Source organism: Microbacterium sp. NPDC055357 (assembly GCF_053644835.1).
The window spans coordinates 32,145-48,608 of the sequence record NZ_JBSHLZ010000007.1 but is presented as its reverse complement, the minus strand read 5'-3'; the positions used below and the strand labels follow the sequence as shown (position 1 = coordinate 48,608).

The following is a 16,464-nucleotide window of genomic DNA, read 5'->3' as shown; positions in this document are numbered from 1 at the left end:
GCCTTCCATCGTAGGCGAGGCCGTATCCAGCCCTCCTCCAGAGAGCACGCCTAGGATGGAGACGTGGTCCGGGCCCTGTTCATTCTCATCCCGGTGGTGGCGGCCTTCTGGATCTTCACCATCGTGGATTGTGCTGTGCAGCCGCCGACCCGCCACCGCGGAGTGAGCAAGCCCGCCTGGATCGCGATCGTCGTGCTGATCCCCGTGCTCGGCGGCATCCTGTGGCTCGCCGTCGGCCGCGTGCGCCGCTCGGCGGTCCGGGTCTACCAGGCACCCGATGACGATCCCGAGTTCCTCGGCCGCCTCGGCGCGGTCAGCGATCAGGACGAGCGCATCCGCCGCCTCGAGGAAGAGCTCGCTCTGCTCGACTCCGAGGACGACGACCCGCGGTGGCAGCAGCCGCCGACGATCGGCGGCACCGCCGACCCGACGACCGAGCCGCCCGCTTCCGACGGAGACGACGACTCGCTCGGTCAGCGCGGGGCCGTCGGCTGACCGTGGCGTCGGCCGACGAGACGCCGGTGGCGTCTGGTTCGACGCCTTGTGCGACGTCTTGTGCGACGGATGCCGCGGCGGCGCTGCTGTGCGGACTGATCGACCAGGGCGTGCGCCATGTCGTACTGAGCCCCGGCTCGCGCTCGCAGGCGCTCGCCCTCGTCGCGGCCGATCTCGAACAGCGCGGCGTCCTCCGGCTGCACGTGCGGATCGACGAGCGGGTGGCGGGCTTCACCGCGCTCGGGATCGGGCGCGAGACCGGGATCCCCGCGGCTGTCGTCTGCACGTCGGGAACCGCGGTCGCCAACCTGCTGCCGGCCGTCCTCGAGGCCGACCACGCCGGTGTGCCACTGCTGCTGCTCACGGCCGACCGGCCCCCTGAGCTGCGCGGCATCGGCGCCAACCAGACCACGCGCCAGCCCGGCATGTTCGCGCACCACGTGCGCCTGGAAGCCGACCTGCCGACGCCCGACGCGCTCGATCCGGTCGGAGACGCACCGCAGACCCGCATGCTGAGCGCCCTCGCGGCCGAAGCCGTCGCCGCGGCGCGCGGTGCGGGCGAGCAGTCCGCGGGACCGGTGCACCTGAACCTGCCGTACCGCGAACCCCTCTCCGGCACGCTGCCCGCGTGGGTCGATTCGGTCGTCGCCGCCGGCGAGCCGCGCGCCGCTGCGGCGGCGAGCCCGGTCGCCGTGCCCGCCGGTGAGCCGCGCGTCATCGAGCACGGACGCCGCACGATCGTCGTGGCGGGCGCCGACGCGGGGCACGCCGCCGAGCAGCTCGCGCACGAGGGGGGATGGCCTCTCGTCGCCGAGATCGTCAGCGGCGCGAGGTTCGGGCGGCACCTCGTGCACGGGTACCGCGCTCTGCTCGCCGACCCTGACCTCGGCGGACGCGTGCAGCGCGCCATCGTCTTCGGGCACCCGACCCTGTCGCGCGAGGTCGGCGCGCTGCTGTCCCGCGACGATGTCGAGGTGCTCGCCGTGCGCGGCCCGGGTGAAGCGCTCGACCTCAACGGCGCCACCGTCGCCGTCGACGGCATCACCCTCGCGCCCGGAGAGACCGACCGCGAATGGCTCGGAAGATGGATGCGGGCATCGCGGGCGGCATCCGTCGATCTGACCCCGCCCGCACCCGACGCCGAGGGTCTCGCGTCGGCCGAGCCCGCATCCCGGCTCGGGGCGATCGCCGCGGAGCTCGAGGTCATCCGCACGCCGGTCGACCGCGAGGCCCTCGTCGACGCCGTCTGGCGCGCGACGTGGCCGCACGACCGGCTCGTGTTCGGATCGTCGCGGCTCGTGCGCGTCGCCGATGCGGTGCTGGGCGGCAAGCGCGTTCCCGTGCACGCCAATCGCGGGCTCGCCGGAATCGACGGCACCGTCGCGACCGCGACGGGGATCGCACTGGCGAGCCAGGACACGGGAGCGACGGGCGTCACGCGCGTGCTGCTGGGCGACCTGGCGCTGCTGCACGACGTCGGCGCGCTGCTGCTGCCGCCCGAGGAAGACGAGCCGCGCATCCAGGTCATCGTCGGAAACGACGGCGGCGGCACGATCTTCGATCGGCTCGAGGTCGCGGCCGTCGCGTCGCCCGGCGCCATGAATCGCGTGCTCTACACGCCGCACACGACGCGCCTCGAGCACCTCGCGCTCGCGTACGGCTGGGAGTACCAGCGGATCACGACCCGCTCGGCCCTGGATCAGGCGCTCACGGCACCGGCAGGCGGCCGCCAGCTCATCGAGGTTCCGCTGGCTCGCTGAGCGATTCCCGGCGGGGCGCGCCACAATGGCTGCATGACCGCGAAGAGCCAGCAGTACTGGACCTCGGATGCCCGCGAAATCCTGCGGGCCGGTGCCGGATTCCGGCTTACCGACATGGATACGGCCTCGACCCCCGGGCATCCGGGGGGAAAATCCGCCGGCGAACGCGATCTCGCCGCGGGCGCCGACCAGCTCGACGAGTACCAGGAGCGGCTGTATGCGCAGAGCCGGTCGAATGCCACCGCCCCCACGCCCTCCGGGCGCGTGCGCCCCGCGAGCGTGCTGCTCGTGCTGCAGGCCATGGACACGGCCGGCAAGGGCGGAATCATCCGGCACGTCGTCGGCTCGGTCGACCCGCAGGGCGTGCAGCTCGCGGCATTCAAGAAGCCGACGCCGGAAGAGCTCGCGCACGACTTCCTGTGGCGGATCGAGAAGCGTGCGCCCCAACCGGGCATGATCGGCGTGTTCGATCGTTCACACTACGAGGACGTGCTCGTCGGGCGGGTGCGCGAACTCGCGCCGGCCGACGAGATCGAGCGGCGCTACGGCGCGATCGTCGACTTCGAGAAGCGACTGACGGCTGCGGGCACGCGCGTCGTCAAGGTCATGCTGCACCTGTCGCCCGACGAGCAGAAGGCACGGCTCGCCGAGCGGCTCGAGCGGCCCGACAAGCACTGGAAATTCAACCCCGGCGACATCGACGAACGCGAGCTGTGGCCGGCGTACATGGACGCGTACCAGGTCGCGATCGAGCGCACCTCGACCGCCGAGGCGCCGTGGTTCGTCGTCCCCGCCGATCGCAAGTGGTACGCGCGGCTTGCAGTGCAGGCGCTGCTCCTCGAGACGCTCGAGGAGATCGATCCGCAGTGGCCGGCCGCGACCTTCGACGTCGAAGCCGAGCAAGCCCGGCTCGCCGCGAGCTGACCTCCCCGCCCGCGCGCCCCCGCGCCCCCGCGCCCCCGCGCGGCCCCTCGGGAACCCCTGCCCTGTCGACTTGCGCCTTGTGCGCGAAACGCCCGGCGTGTTGCGTGCACGAGCCGCAAGTCGGCCGGGGGGAGGCCGGGGGAGACCGGGGGAGGGCGGGGGGAGGCCGGGGGCGCGGGGCGGGGCGGGGGTCAGGCCAGCGCGTCCACGATCGGGCGGAACTTCACCCGGGTCTCGAGCAGCTCGGCCTCGGGGTCGCTGCCGGCGACGATGCCCGCGCCCGCGTAGGCGATGATCGGGATCGTGTCGCTGTACGCCGCGAACCGGCGATCGGGCGCCGAGCCGATCTGCGCGCAGCGCAGTGCGATCGCCCACTCGCCGTCGCCGTTCGCGTCGACCCAGCCGACGGGGCCGGCGTAGCGGCCGCGGTCGAACGGCTCGATCCGGTGGATGGCATCGAGGGCGGCATCGGTCGGGGTCCCCGCCACGGCCGCCGTCGGGTGCAGCGCCGCGACGAGATCGAGCGCCGACGCGTGATCGGCGATCTCGCCCGCGACGTCGGTCGCGAGGTGCCACAGGTTGGGCAGCTCGAGAGTGAACGGATCGGGGTCGGAGCGCAGCGCCGAGGTGTGCGGCGCGAGCGTCTCGAGGACGCTCCGCACGGCGTAGCGGTGCTCGTCGAGGTCTTTCGCGCTCGCCGCCAGCGCGCCTCGGGCCGTGGCATCCTCGGTCGCATCGGCGCCCCGCGGCGTCGTGCCAGCGAGCACGCGCGCCGTGACGGTGCCGCCCGACACCGTCACCAGGGTCTCGGGGCTCGCGCCGATCATGCCGTCGACGGCATACGTCCAGGTGTCGGGGTAATCGGTCGCGAGAGCGCGCACGAGGCGGCGCAGATCCGCACCGGCGGGAACCGTGCCCACGAGGTCGCGGGCGAGCACGACCTTCGCGACCTCGCCCGTCGAGATGGCGTCGAGACCCGCGCGCACGGCGGCCTGGTATCCGGCGCGGTCGAGCGCGCCGGGGCCGAGAGTGGCCGACCAGTGCGGACCGAAGGGGATCGGTTCGGGCGCGCGCTCGGGCACATCGGACCCCACAGTGCGGATGCGTGTCACCCATGCCCGACCGTCGCGACGGCCGACCACGACTTCCGGCACGGTCAGAAGGCTCGTCGCCTGCGAACGGGCGTCGAAGACGAGGGTCCCGAAGGCGACGAGGCCCGTGCCGGGCACGCCCACCGCGTCGTCGATCTCGGCTTCGGCCGCGATCAGCCGCCACGCCGTCGCAGGGGAGGGGGTGTCGGGGGGAGTCTGCGGCCCGTGCTCGTAGCCCGTGACCTGTCCGAGGCCGATGATCCCGTCGCCCCGGCGCAGCCACGCGAGGGGCTCGCGCGGGTCGGCGAAGGGCACGAGGTCGTCGATCGGGTCGATCTCACGGGTCTCGACCACCAGCTTCGGCGGGCGAGGCGCAGGTGTCACGCCTCAACTCTAGACTCGCTGCATGGCCACTCCGCGTCCCGCACCCGGCACGCGTGTGCTGTTCCGCTGGCGCAAGTGGAACGGCGACCCGCACTGGGTGCACGAGTGCCTCTATCTCGGCGCCGACACGTGGGGCGAGTGGTTCGGACAGCCGGTCGGCTCGCGCAGCACCCGCCCCGGACGCGAGATCGTCACGACCGCCCCGAATGTCACGCTGCTGCCGCCGAGCGGCGACTACGCGCTCACGGTCAATACGGCGCCGCCCGCGAGCTACCGCGTGTACATCGACCTCGCGTGGGATGCACGGTGGGATGCCGCCGAGCCTGAGGGCATCGATATGGACCTCGACGTCGTGCGCGCGATCGACGAGCGCGGCGTGTGGATCGACGACCGCGACGAGTGGGACGAGCACCGCGTCGCGTACGGCTACCCGCTCGACATCGTCGCGCGGCTCGAGGAGCTCGCGGTCGACTTGGAGCGCCGCGTCTCAAGGCGGATCGCGCCGTTCGACGAGGCGACCGCCGACGCATGGCTCACGCGGCTCGCCGCGATCGCGCCGCATAGACTCGACGGGTGAGCGACAACGAGCCCAACCGCGCGGATCTGCACAAGGACCCCGCCCGAGTGAGCGGGATGTTCGACCAGGTCGCACAGCGCTACGACCTCACGAACGACGTGCTGAGCCTCGGCAACGACCGGCTCTGGCGCGTCGCGACGACACGGGCCGTCGCCCCGCGACCGGGTCAGCGCATCCTCGACCTCGCCGCTGGCACGGGTGCATCCAGCGTCGCGTTCGCGCGCAGCGGCGCCGATGTCGTCGCGGCCGACTTCTCGCCGGGCATGATCGCCGAGGGGCGGCGCCGGCACGGCGGCATCCGGAATCTCACCTTCCGCGAAGCCGACGCGACGGATCTGCCCTTCGACGACGACGAGTTCGACACCGTCACGATGTCGTTCGGACTGCGCAACGTCAACGAGCCGAAGAAGGCTCTGCAGGAGCTGCTGCGGGTCGCCAAGCCCGGTGGACGCCTCGTCGTCTGCGAGTTCTCGCACCCGCCCTCGCGCGCCTTCGCGGGGCTGTATCGCTTCTACAACGACCGCGTGCTGCCCGTCGTCGCGCGCGCGATGAGCTCGAACGCCGACGCGTACGACTACCTCAACGAATCGATCAGGGACTGGCCCGATCAGGCGCGCCTGGCGGCGTGGATCCGCGAAGCCGGCTGGACCGATGTCGCGCACCGCAATCTGTCGATGGGCATCGTGGCGCTGCACCGCGCCGTCAAGCCCCGCTGAGGGCCGCGAGCCCACCCCATCCGACGGGTAGGCTTGACCCCGTGAATCCCTCAGCATCGGGCTCGCGCCTCGCGGGCAAGCTGGGCCTCACCGACCGCATCTTCGCCGGCCCGCGCTCGCGCCGCCTGCTCGCCGAAGTCGAGAGGGGGCTCCAGAAGGTCGACGAGGTTCTCGCGTCCGAGCTTCGGATGGCCGATCCGCTCGTCGACGCGGCGAGTCGATACCTCTATGAGGCGGGCGGCAAGCGCCTGCGCCCCATGCTCACGCTGCTCACCGCCCAGCTCGGTGACGGCGCGACCGATGAAGTCATCCAGGCGGCCACAGCCCTCGAGCTGACGCACCTCGGCTCGCTCTATCACGATGACGTCATGGATGCTGCAGACAAGCGCCGCGGAGTGCCCAGCGCCCACGCGGTGTGGGGCAACAGCGTCGCGATCCTCGCGGGCGACCTGCTGTTCTCCCGGGCCAGCCAGATCATGGCGCGCCACGGCGACGAGGCGATCCAGCTGCAGGCGGACACGTTCGAGCGCCTCGTGCTCGGGCAGATGCACGAGACGATCGGGCCGCGTGAAGACGACGACCCCGTCGCGTTCTACCTGCAGGTGCTCTCGGACAAGACCGGCTCGCTCATCGCGGCGGCAGCGCAAGCGGGCGTCGTGTTCTCGAACGGACCGGTCGAGCTGAAGGATGCGCTCGTCGTCTTCGGCGAGAAGAGCGGCGTCGCCTTCCAGCTGCTCGACGACGTCATCGACCTGTCCGACGACCCCGAAGAGACCGGAAAGGTGCCCGGCACCGATCTGCGCGCGGGGGTGCCCACCATGCCGTACCTGCTGCTCACGCAGCGCGACGACGCCGCATCGCGTGCGCTCCAGGGCGCGATCGACGACGGCGTCGAGCGCATCGCCGCGGGCGCCGATCCGATGATCCTCGACGAGCCGCTCGCCCGACTGCGCGAGCACGAGGCGACGCAGGCGACCCTCGACCTGGCCAACACGTGGTCGCGCGACGCGATCGACGCCCTCGCTCCCGTGCCGGACGGCCCCGTCCGCGAAGCGCTCACACGCTTCGCGCGCGCCGTCGCCGACCGTTCGAGCTGACGCTGCGGCGTTTTCTGACCGACGTACCGGAAGGACTCCTATGACCAAGCTCCGTCTCGCCATCGTCGGTGCAGGGCCCGCGGGCATCTATGCCGCGGACATCCTCTTGAAGGCCGAGCGCAAGTTCGACGTCTCGATCGACCTGTTCGAGCAGCTGCCCGCGCCGTACGGCCTCGTGCGCTACGGCGTGGCCCCCGACCACCCGCGCATCAAGGGCATCGTCACGGCTCTGCGCGATGTGCTCGATCGTGGCGACATCCGTCTCTTCGGCAATGTGCGCTTCGGCCAGGACATCACGCTCGACGACTTGAAGCAGCACTACCACGCCGTCATCTTCGCCACGGGAGCGATCCGCGACACCGACCTCGGCATCCCCGGCATCGACGCGGACGGCTCGTACGGTGCGGCGGAGTTCGTGAGCTGGTTCGACGGACACCCCGATGTGCCGCGGGAATGGCCGCTGGAGGCGGCATCCGTCGCCGTGCTCGGAAACGGCAACGTCGCGCTCGATGTCTCGCGGATCCTCGCGAAGCACCCCGAGGACCTGCTGTCGACCGAGATCCCCGACAACGTCTACGAGGGCCTCGCGGCCTCGCCGGTCACGGATGTGCACGTGTTCGGGCGTCGCGGGCCCGCGCAGGTGAAGTTCACGCCCCTCGAACTGCGCGAGCTCGGCGAGCTGCGCGACGTCGACATCGTCGTCTACGACGAGGATTTCGACTACGACGACGCGTCGAAGGCCGCCATCGCGAGCAACAAGCAGGTCATGGTGATCGACCGCGTGCTGCAGTCCTGGCGGCAGCGGCCCGCGGTCAACAACACCGGCGGCGAGGCATCCCGGCGACTTCACCTGCACTTCTACGCCCGACCGGTGGAGGTTCGCAAGGATGCCGGCGGGAAGGTCGCCGCGCTCGTGTACGAGCGCACGCGTCCCGACGGCGAGGGAGGCGTCGAGGGCACGGGCGAACTGCGCGAGCTGCCGATCCAGGCGCTGTACCGTGCCGTCGGATACTTCGGGTCGCCGCTTCCCGGCGTGCCGTTCGACAAGCGCCACGGCGTCATCCCGAACCACGAAGGCCAGGTGCTGCACAAGGACTCCAACGAGCGCGTGCCGGGCGTGTACGCCACGGGCTGGATCAAGCGCGGTCCCGTCGGGCTCATCGGGCACACCAAGTCCGACGCGATGGAGACCGTGCGCCACCTCATCAACGACCAGGGCTCGTGGTGGGACCCGGCCGACCCGTCCGATGCGGCGATTCCGGCGCTCCTCGCCGAACGCGGCGTGCGGTGGACCGACCTCGACGGCTGGCACCGCCTCGACGAGCACGAGATCGCGCTCGGAGCGCCCCGGGATCGCGCACGCATCAAGGTCGTGGCGCGCGATGAGATGCTCCGCGTATCGCGCGGCGAGTGAGGGTGCGTCGGTAGGCTGAGCGGATGTCGCACGAGTGGGTCCCCGATGTGCTGGGGGAGCCGTTCGAGCAGCTGACGCTGCCGCTCGACGACGATGAGGAGGGTCCGGTCGTCGCGACCCTCGTGCGGCTGCGGGCGAAGGCTCCGGCGCTGGGCGGGCTGTTCGGCGATCACCGCCCGTTCGCCGACGTCGACGTGCTCTACGTGCACGGCTGGTCGGACTACTTCTTCCAGGCGCGGCTCGCCCGTTATTGGGCCGATCGCGGTGCGAACTTCTACGCGCTCGATCTGCGCAAGTACGGACGCAGCATCCGCGAGGGGCAGACGCCCGGGTACATCTCCGATCTCTCCGACTACGACGCCGACGTCGCCGCCGCCCTCGAGGCGATGGGCCGCGGTGCCGATGGGTCGGGCCAGCGGCGTCTCGTGCTCTTCGGTCACTCGACGGGCGGGCTCACCCTGAGCCTGTGGGCGAGCAGGAACCCGGGCGCGGCGGCCGCCGTCATCTTGAACAGTCCGTGGCTCGAGTTCCAGCTGAGCGCCGTGACGCGTGCCGCGATCGCGCCCGTGCTGGGTCTGCACTCCAAGCTGCGCCCGTTCGATCTGTGGCCGCAGATGGATGCCGGTTTCTACGCCCGTGCACAGCGTGAGGTCGCTGATGCCGAAGACCCGCTGACGATCGAGGCCCTGTGGCGTCCCGAGCACACGATGCCGGTTCACGTCGGTTGGATGCACGCCGTCATCGCGGGGCACACGAAGGTCTCGGCGGGCCTGGCGATACCGGTGCCCGTCTGCGTCCTGCTGTCGGCGCGCACGGCGATCCCCACGAAGTGGAGCGAGGACCTCACGAGCGCCGACACGGTTCTCATCGTCGACGACATCGCGCGCGCTTCGCTCAAGCTCGGCCCGTCGGTGACCGTCGAGCGGATCGACGGCGCCCTGCACGACGTGTTCCTCTCACGCCGTGACGCGCGCGACGAGGCCTACGCCCGCCTCGACCGGTGGGCGACGGCGATGCTCGCCCGCCGCTGACCCGACCGCCATCTGTCGGACGCAGACGCGACGTTCGACGCTCGCCGGAAGCAGCCGGACGCCGATACAGTGGCGATCGACCCGACTTCTGGGGCGTCGGATCCGTTCGAACCGATCCGTTCGAACCATCGGCACCTGGGTCACCGGTTCCCCGGCGCGTCATTCCCCCTGTGCGCGCGCCGGGGGGCCGCCCCGGGCCTCAGCAGCAGGACGAGGCGTGACGGTCTGTGCGGCCGGTGCTACCGGTAGTTGACGTACTGCAGGTCGACGTCGAGGTCGGCGGCCTTCAAGAGGCGCTGAACCTCCTGCAGGTCGTCGCGGCTCTTGGACTGCACCCGCAGCTCGTCGCCCTGGATCTGAGACTTCACCGACTTCGGTCCCTCATCGCGGATGATCTTCGAGATCTTCTTGGCGTTCTCCGACGAGATGCCCTCTTTGAGCGTCGAGACGATGCGGTACTCCTTGCCGCTCGCCGTCGGCTCACCGGTCTCGAGGCTCTTCAGCGAGATGCCGCGCTTGATGAGCTTGGACTGGAAGACATCGAGCACGGCCTTCGCGCGCTCTTCGCTGTTCGCCTTGATGAGGATCGACTCGCCGCTCCACGCGATCGAGGCGTCGGTGCCCTTGAAGTCGTAACGCTGCTCGACCTCTTTGCGCGCCTGGTTGAGGGCGTTGTCGGCCTCTTGCTGGTCGATTTTCGAAACGATGTCGAACGAGGAATCTGCCATGCCGCGAGTCTAGCCGCGGCTTCCTCCTCGCAGCGCGTGTGCAAACGCTTACAGCGATGGGGTGGATGCCGCCCGTCGAGCCCGCGCATGAGGTCACGAACGTGTATCGAGATCGCCGGGCGAGGTTGCACGTTGGGGGGATCGAGATGACAATGTAAGCGCTTACATTCCTTGTGAGCGGGAGACCGGTCTCCGTTCGCGCTCTGCGTCGGCTCGTCCGGTACACCCCTACAGCACGTGAGAGAGGCACACCGATGACGGTGAAGAAGAAGGGCGTTCTCGCATTCGGCGCGCTCATCGCAGGCGGCGCCATGCTGCTTGCCGGCTGCTCCGGCGACAGCGGCGGCGACGAAGGAAACGGCGGCGGCGAATCGACCGCCGGCGCACTGACCGTCTGGGTCGACGCCGAGCGCATCGACGCACTGAAGGACGTCGCCGCCGAGTACACCGACAAGACGGGCGTCACGGTGAACCTCGTGTCGAAGGACACCGACGTCATCAAGGACGACTTCATCCAGCAGGTGCCCACGGGCCGCGGTCCCGACATCGCGATGGGTGCGCACGACTGGGTCGGCGAGCTGTCGACGAACGGCGTCGTCGCTCCGATCGAGCTCGGCGACACCTCGGGCGACTACTTGCCGGTCGCCGTGCAGGCCTCCACCTACGAGGGCACTACGTACCTCCTGCCGTACGCCGTCGAGAACATCGCGGTGCTGCGCAACGCCGATCTCGTGCCCGACGCGGCCACGGGCTTCGACGACATGATCGCGAAGGGTCAGGCCGCGGGCCTGGACCACCCGTTCGTCGTCGAGCAGGGTGCTGAGGGCAACCCCTACCACCTGTACCCGTTCCAGACGGCGTTCGGTGCACCGGTCTTCGGGCTCGACGCCGAAGGCAACTACGACCCCGCTCAGCTCGAGCTCGGCAGCCCCGGCGGCTTCGAGTTCGCGACCTGGCTGTCCGGGCAGGGCGCCAACGGCACCGGCGCCTTCAACACCGACATCGACGGTGACATCGCCAAGCAGTCGTTCCTCGACGGCACGGCGGCGTTCTGGCTGACGGGCCCGTGGAACGTCGGGGCCGCCGTCGACGCGGGCATCAACGTCGCGATCGACACCGTCCCCAGCCCGACCGCCGAGCCCGCTGCTCCGTTCGCGGGCGTCAAGGGCTTCTACCTCAGTGCCGAGTCCGAGAACAAGGTCGCCGCGAACGACTTCCTCGTCAACTACCTCGGCACCGAAGAGGTGCAGCTGAAGCTCTTCGAATCCGGCAACGTGCTGCCCGCCCTGACGGCGGCCGCCGACACCGCTTCGGCGGACCCGATCGTGGGCGGCTTCGCCGCCGTGGGTGAAGAGGCCGTGGCCATGCCCGCCATCCCGCAGATGGGCTCCGTGTGGGAGTTCTGGGGCATCGCACAGGCCGAGATCATCAACGGTGCCGACCCGGCGGCGACGTGGCAGAAGCTCGTCGACGACGTGACGGCCGCCATCGGCTGACGACCCACGGATGCCGGGGCCCGATCTTCGCACGAGGATCGAGCCCCGGCATCCCGCTACGATCACGCTAGAACGGCAGAGTCGCCACGTCGGACTGCCCGCACGCAACGGAGGCTGCGAGTGACGAGCAACACGCTCGAAGAGCGCACGGAGGACCCCGCGGCCGACCCGCGACGACGCAAGCGGTCGAAGCAGGCGGCGCGCATCGCCGATGCCGCATCGCTCGGCGTCAAGGGATGGATCATCAAGATCGTCCTGCTCGGGATCCTGGACGCGCTCGCCGTCTTCGCGCTGTTCGTGCTGCTGAGCAACCGGGAATGGCTCGTGGCCGGACTGGTCGCGGCCACCACGGCGCTCCTCAACTGGATCTACCTCTCGCGGCGCCGGCTGCCCGCCAAATACCTCGCTCCGGGCGTCATCTTCCTGCTGATCTTCCAGGTGTTCGCGCTCGTGTACACGGGCTACATCGGCTTCACCAACTACGGCACCGGCCACAACGGCTCCAAGGAGCAGGCCGTCTCGTCGCTCATGGCGTCTGCGCTCGAGCGCGTGCCGGACTCGCCGACGTACGACGTCACCGTCGTGTCGCAGCTCGGGCAGTACGGCGTGCTCGTGACGGACCCCGACGGGGAGGCGTTCTTCGGCACGAACGAGCAGCCCCTCGAGCCCGCCCCCGGCGCCCGGTTCGAGGGCGGCAAAGCCGTCGGACTGGACGGCTGGACGACGCTGACCTTCGCCGATGTGCTCGCCAACCAGAGCGTCATCGGAGACCTCGCGGTCCCCGTGTCCGACGATCCGAACGACGGGACTCTTCTCACCCCGGACGGTCAGCGCGGATACCTGTACACCTCCGCGCTCGTGTACGACGAAGCCGCGGGAACCATGACGGACACCCGCAACGGCACGGTCTACAGCGACACCGGCGTGGGCGCGTTCACCGCCGACGACGGATCGCAGCTCATGCCGGGCTGGACGATCGTCGTCGGGTTCGACAACTTCGTGCGCGCCGTGACCGACGAGAGCATCCGCGGCCCGCTGTTCTACGTGACGCTGTGGACGTTCGTCTTCGCGATCGTGTCGGTGGCCACGACCTTCTTCCTCGGACTGTTCCTCGCGATCGTCTTCAACGACATGCGGATGCGGGGGCGCAAGTTCTACCGCATCCTGATGATCCTCCCGTATGCGTTCCCGTCGTTCCTGTCGGCGCTCGTGTGGGCGGGCATGATGAACGAGAGCTTCGGATTCATCAATCAGGTGCTCCTCGGCGGGGCGTCGGTGCCCTGGCTGACCGATCCCTGGCTTGCGAAGGTCTCGGTCCTGCTCGTGAACCTCTGGCTCGGGTATCCGTACATGTTCCTCGTGTGCATGGGGGCGCTGCAGTCCATCCCCGACGACGTCATCGAGGCGGCGAAGGTCGACGGTGCGAGACCCTGGGGGATCTTCCGGCTGATCAAGCTGCCGCTGCTCCTCGTGACGGTCGCGCCCCTGCTGATCGCGTCCTTCGCGTTCAACTTCAACAACTTCAACCTGATCTACATGCTCACCAACGGCGGGCCGCGCGACTCGTCCGCCGCGATCAACGTGGGCCACACCGACATCCTGATCTCGATGGTCTACAAGGTGGCCTTCACGGGGCAGAACCGTGACTACGGTCTGGCATCCGCCTTCACGATCCTCATCTTCATCGTCGTCGCGGTGATCTCGATCATCAGCTTCCGACGGACCAAGGCACTGGAGGAGCTGAACTGATGCCCGATTCCTTCCCCGGCAGCTCCAGCGGTCTCCTGGCCGGCGAGGCCGAAGTCCTGGACGACACCCGTCGCCGCGGTCGGCGACCCAAGCGTCGCGCCGACGCGGACTTCTACGAACGACCGAAGACCTTCGGGCAGTGGTTCCGCGCGACCGGCTGGCGTCACCTGGTGGGTGTCGTGATGATCGTCTTCTCGACGTTCCCGCTGCTGTTCGTGCTGTCGTCGTCGCTCAACCCCCGCGGCACGCTCACGGGATCCAACGCGCTCTTCTCGACCGTCGGCATCGAGAGCTACGTGCGGATGCTGACCGATCCGAACAACCCGTACGCCAACTGGTTCGTCAACACGCTCGTCGTGGCCAGCGTCACGGCGGTCGCGACGGTGTTCCTGGGCGGGCTCGCGGCATACTCCTTCTCGCGCATGCGGTTCACCGGGCGCCGGATCGGCCTCGTCTCGATCGTCATCGTACAGATGTTCCCGCAGCTGCTCGCGGTCGTCGCGCTCTTCCTGCTGATGTCGGCGATCGGCGACTGGTTCCCCGCGCTCGGGCTCGACACGCACCTGGGCCTCATCATGGTGTACCTCGGCGGCGCCCTCGGCGTGAACACCTATCTCATGTACGGGTTCTTCAACACGATCCCCGCGTCGATCGACGAAGCGGCCAAGATCGACGGTGCGGGGCACGCGCGGATCTTCTTCACGATCATCCTGCGCCTGGCAGCCCCGATCCTCGCGGTCGTGGCGCTGCTGTCGTTCATCGCGTCGTTCAGCGAATTCGTCATCGCCAGCGTCATCCTCATCGAACCCGAGAAGCAGACGCTCGCCGTCGGCCTGACGAAGATGGTCTCCAACCCGCGCTACGCGGATTGGAGCGCGTTCTCGGCCGGTGCCGTCCTGGCCGCGCTCCCGGTCATGGCGCTGTTCCTCATCCTGCAGAAGTACATCGTCGGCGGACTGACCGCCGGCGCCGTCAAGTGAGCATGACCTTGCTCACGCCGCACCACGACGGCTCACCGCTGTACGTCTCGAACGACGCGCCGCAGCTCGGCGAGACCGTGCGGGTGCGGGTGCGCGTGCCGCAGGGGTACGGGCCGCTGCGCGCCGTGCGCACACGCTCGAACCCCGACCACGAGCCGAGCTGGACGGATGCCGCGTTCGTCGGCTCGTCGGACGGGTGGGACTGGTGGGAGGCGCCGGTCGCGGTGCACAACCCGCGACACGGCTACCGCTGGCTGTTCGTGCACGCCGACGGCCGTGCGCACTGGCTCAACCAGACCGGTCTGCACGACATCGAGACACTCGACGCCGACGACTTCGCCCTCGTCGCCCGCCCCGCCCCGCCCGCGTGGCTGTACGACGCCGTGATGTACCAGGTGTTCCCCGACCGGTTCGCCCGGTCGGCGCAGGCCGATGCCCGTCCGGTGCCGGAGTGGGCTCTGCCGGCCGCGTGGGATGACCCCGTCGACCCCGTCTCGCCCGGCCGTTCGCAGCAGTTCTACGGCGGCGATCTCGACGGTGTCACCAAGAAGCTCGACCACCTCGTCGAGCTCGGGGTGAACGTGCTGTACCTGACGCCGGTCTTCCCCGCGGCATCCAACCACCGCTACGACGCGTCGAGCTTCCTCTCGGTCGATCCCCTGCTGGGCGGTGATGAGGCGTACGTCCGGCTCATCGAGGCGGCGCATGCCCGCGGCATCCGGGTCATCGGAGACCTCACGAGCAACCACTCGGGGGACCGGCACGAATGGTTCACGTCGGCGCTCGGCCGGCCGGGCGCCGAGACCGAGGACTTCTACTACTTCCGCGACGGCAACACGCGATACGAGTCATGGCTCGGCGTGCCGAGTCTGCCGAAGTTCAACTGGGCCTCGCAGAAGCTGCGGGCGGCGTTCGTCGACGGGCCGGACTCCGTCGTCGCGCGGTGGCTCGAGCCGCCGTATTCGACCGACGGGTGGCGCATCGACGTCGCGAACATGACGGGGCGCCTGGGCGACATCGACCTCAACGCCGAGGTACGACAGCTGCTGCAGGAGACGATGCGGCGGATCAACCCCGACGCGATCCTCCTCGGCGAGTCGACGAACGACGCCGCGAGCGACCTGCAGGGCGACGGCTGGCACGGGGCGATGACGTACCCCTCGTTCACGCGCCCGCTGTGGGGCTGGCTGTCCGAACCGACGGGGCGGGCCTATCTCACGGCCGAAGGCGAGGAGCGCACCGAGCCGTGGTTCTTCACGCAGCCGGTGGGCGGCATCCCGCGCTATACGGCGCGTCAGTTCGTCGACGCGGTCGTGCGGTTCACGGCGGGGATCCCGTGGCGGGTGCGCCTGGGCAACATGCAGCCGCTGGACACCCACGACACGGCCCGGTTCGCGACGAACGCGGCGCCGGGCAGCATCCCCGTCGCGGTGGGGCTGTCGATGACCCTGCCGGGTCTGCCGGTCGTGTTCGCGGGCGACGAGTACGGGCTGGTCGGAGCCGACGGCGAGTCCAGCCGCACGCCCATGCCATGGGGGAGCGAGGACGAACCCGCCGTCGCCGAACGGCTCGAGCTCTACCGCTCGCTCATCGCGCTGCGGCGCGAGCACGCCGTGCTCGGCAGCGGCGGGCTGCGGTGGCTGCACGTCGACGACGAGACCGTCGTGTTCGCGCGCGAGTCGGCTGACGAGACGATCGTCGTGCTCGCGACGCGCGGAGACGCCGACGTCGAGCTCGTGCCCGGCGCTCTCGCCGGAGCGGAGAGCGCGCGGGCGCTCGTCGGCGACGCGACGCTCGCGACAGCGGTCGACGGCGCCGTCGTGCTCTCGGCCGAGGGCCCGGCCTTCGCCGCCTGGTCGCTCCCCGGCGTGCGCGTCCCCTCCTGACACGGCCTCTTGACCGCGAGACTGCAACGGGAGGCCGAAACCGTGGGCTTTACCCGCTGGTTCGGCGTGCCGTTGCAGTCTCGCGGGTAGAGGGTCGGGCACGCGACGTGTGGAGAACGCGTGACACCGGATCGCG

At 70.0% G+C, this 16,464-nt stretch carries 14 protein-coding genes; 12 read left to right on the top strand and 2 right to left on the bottom strand.

Annotated features, from left to right (window positions below):
* Nucleotides 1–63 precede the first annotated feature (63 nt).
* The 3 genes from ACWICD_RS10675 to ACWICD_RS10665 are packed head-to-tail and all read left to right on the top strand — an operon-like array spanning nucleotide 64 to nucleotide 3,179.
* Nucleotides 64–495 (top strand): PLD nuclease N-terminal domain-containing protein, encoded by a 432-nt coding sequence (locus tag ACWICD_RS10675; RefSeq protein ID WP_376125012.1) that lies wholly within the window; start codon nucleotides 64–66, stop codon nucleotides 493–495.
* A 26-nt stretch (nucleotides 496–521) separates the two neighbouring features.
* The gene (gene menD / locus ACWICD_RS10670) at nucleotides 522–2,255 is read left to right on the top strand and encodes a 2-succinyl-5-enolpyruvyl-6-hydroxy-3-cyclohexene-1-carboxylic-acid synthase (protein ID WP_454140126.1); all 1,734 of its coding nucleotides are present in this window, start codon (nucleotides 522–524) and stop codon (nucleotides 2,253–2,255) included.
* A 33-nt stretch (nucleotides 2,256–2,288) separates the two neighbouring features.
* Nucleotides 2,289–3,179, top strand: a complete 891-nt coding sequence (locus ACWICD_RS10665) for a polyphosphate kinase 2 family protein (RefSeq protein ID WP_376125018.1) — start codon at nucleotides 2,289–2,291, stop codon at nucleotides 3,177–3,179.
* A gap of 191 nt (nucleotides 3,180–3,370) precedes the next feature.
* Here the strand turns inward: ACWICD_RS10665 and ACWICD_RS10660 are convergent, their stop codons facing one another.
* Nucleotides 3,371–4,654, bottom strand: a complete 1,284-nt coding sequence (locus tag ACWICD_RS10660) for an isochorismate synthase (protein WP_454140125.1) — start codon at nucleotides 4,652–4,654, stop codon at nucleotides 3,371–3,373.
* 22 nt (nucleotides 4,655–4,676) lie between these two features.
* Between ACWICD_RS10660 and ACWICD_RS10655 the strand changes: the two genes are divergently transcribed.
* Genes ACWICD_RS10655 through ACWICD_RS10635 form a run of 5 tightly spaced genes read left to right on the top strand, consistent with a single transcriptional unit; the run spans nucleotide 4,677 to nucleotide 9,489 of the window.
* On the top strand, nucleotides 4,677–5,231 hold the full coding sequence (locus tag ACWICD_RS10655) for a DUF402 domain-containing protein (protein WP_454140124.1): 555 nt from the start codon (nucleotides 4,677–4,679) through the stop codon (nucleotides 5,229–5,231).
* Between the two features lie 56 nt (nucleotides 5,232–5,287).
* Nucleotides 5,288–5,947: a class I SAM-dependent methyltransferase gene (locus ACWICD_RS10650; RefSeq protein WP_376125611.1), complete on the top strand. Its 660-nt coding sequence runs from the start codon at nucleotides 5,288–5,290 to the stop codon at nucleotides 5,945–5,947.
* Nucleotides 5,948–5,988: 41 nt separating this feature from the next.
* Nucleotides 5,989–7,044 carry a polyprenyl synthetase family protein gene (locus ACWICD_RS10645; protein ID WP_454140123.1) on the top strand — a complete coding sequence of 352 codons (1,056 nt, stop codon included), beginning with the start codon at nucleotides 5,989–5,991 and terminating at the stop codon, nucleotides 7,042–7,044.
* A 40-nt stretch (nucleotides 7,045–7,084) separates the two neighbouring features.
* A complete protein-coding gene (locus ACWICD_RS10640) occupies nucleotides 7,085–8,458 on the top strand; it encodes an FAD-dependent oxidoreductase (protein ID WP_454140122.1) in 1,374 nt (457 codons plus the stop codon).
* 23 nt (nucleotides 8,459–8,481) lie between these two features.
* Complete coding sequence (locus ACWICD_RS10635; RefSeq protein ID WP_454140121.1) at nucleotides 8,482–9,489, top strand: alpha/beta hydrolase; 1,008 nt, start codon at nucleotides 8,482–8,484, stop codon at nucleotides 9,487–9,489.
* Nucleotides 9,490–9,728: 239 nt separating this feature from the next.
* Here the strand turns inward: ACWICD_RS10635 and ACWICD_RS10630 are convergent, their stop codons facing one another.
* Complete coding sequence (locus ACWICD_RS10630; protein ID WP_376125032.1) at nucleotides 9,729–10,217, bottom strand: YajQ family cyclic di-GMP-binding protein; 489 nt, start codon at nucleotides 10,215–10,217, stop codon at nucleotides 9,729–9,731.
* Nucleotides 10,218–10,471: 254 nt separating this feature from the next.
* Here ACWICD_RS10630 and ACWICD_RS10625 point away from each other — a divergent pair, with 254 nt between their 5' ends.
* The 4 genes from ACWICD_RS10625 (at nucleotide 10,472) to ACWICD_RS10610 (ending at nucleotide 16,328) form a co-directional block, all read left to right on the top strand.
* Nucleotides 10,472–11,713 carry a sugar ABC transporter substrate-binding protein gene (locus tag ACWICD_RS10625; RefSeq protein ID WP_454140120.1) on the top strand — a complete coding sequence of 414 codons (1,242 nt, stop codon included), beginning with the start codon at nucleotides 10,472–10,474 and terminating at the stop codon, nucleotides 11,711–11,713.
* 120 nt (nucleotides 11,714–11,833) lie between these two features.
* Nucleotides 11,834–13,462 carry an ABC transporter permease subunit gene (locus ACWICD_RS10620; protein ID WP_454140119.1) on the top strand — a complete coding sequence of 543 codons (1,629 nt, stop codon included), beginning with the start codon at nucleotides 11,834–11,836 and terminating at the stop codon, nucleotides 13,460–13,462.
* Nucleotides 13,462–14,442, top strand: coding sequence for a sugar ABC transporter permease (locus ACWICD_RS10615; RefSeq protein WP_376125040.1), 981 nt, complete (start codon nucleotides 13,462–13,464; stop codon nucleotides 14,440–14,442). The genes ACWICD_RS10620 and ACWICD_RS10615 overlap by 1 nt, the downstream gene beginning before the upstream one ends.
* A 2-nt stretch (nucleotides 14,443–14,444) precedes the next feature.
* Complete coding sequence (locus tag ACWICD_RS10610) at nucleotides 14,445–16,328, top strand: glycoside hydrolase family 13 protein (RefSeq protein WP_454140118.1); 1,884 nt, start codon at nucleotides 14,445–14,447, stop codon at nucleotides 16,326–16,328.
* Nucleotides 16,329–16,464: the final 136 nt, after the last annotated feature.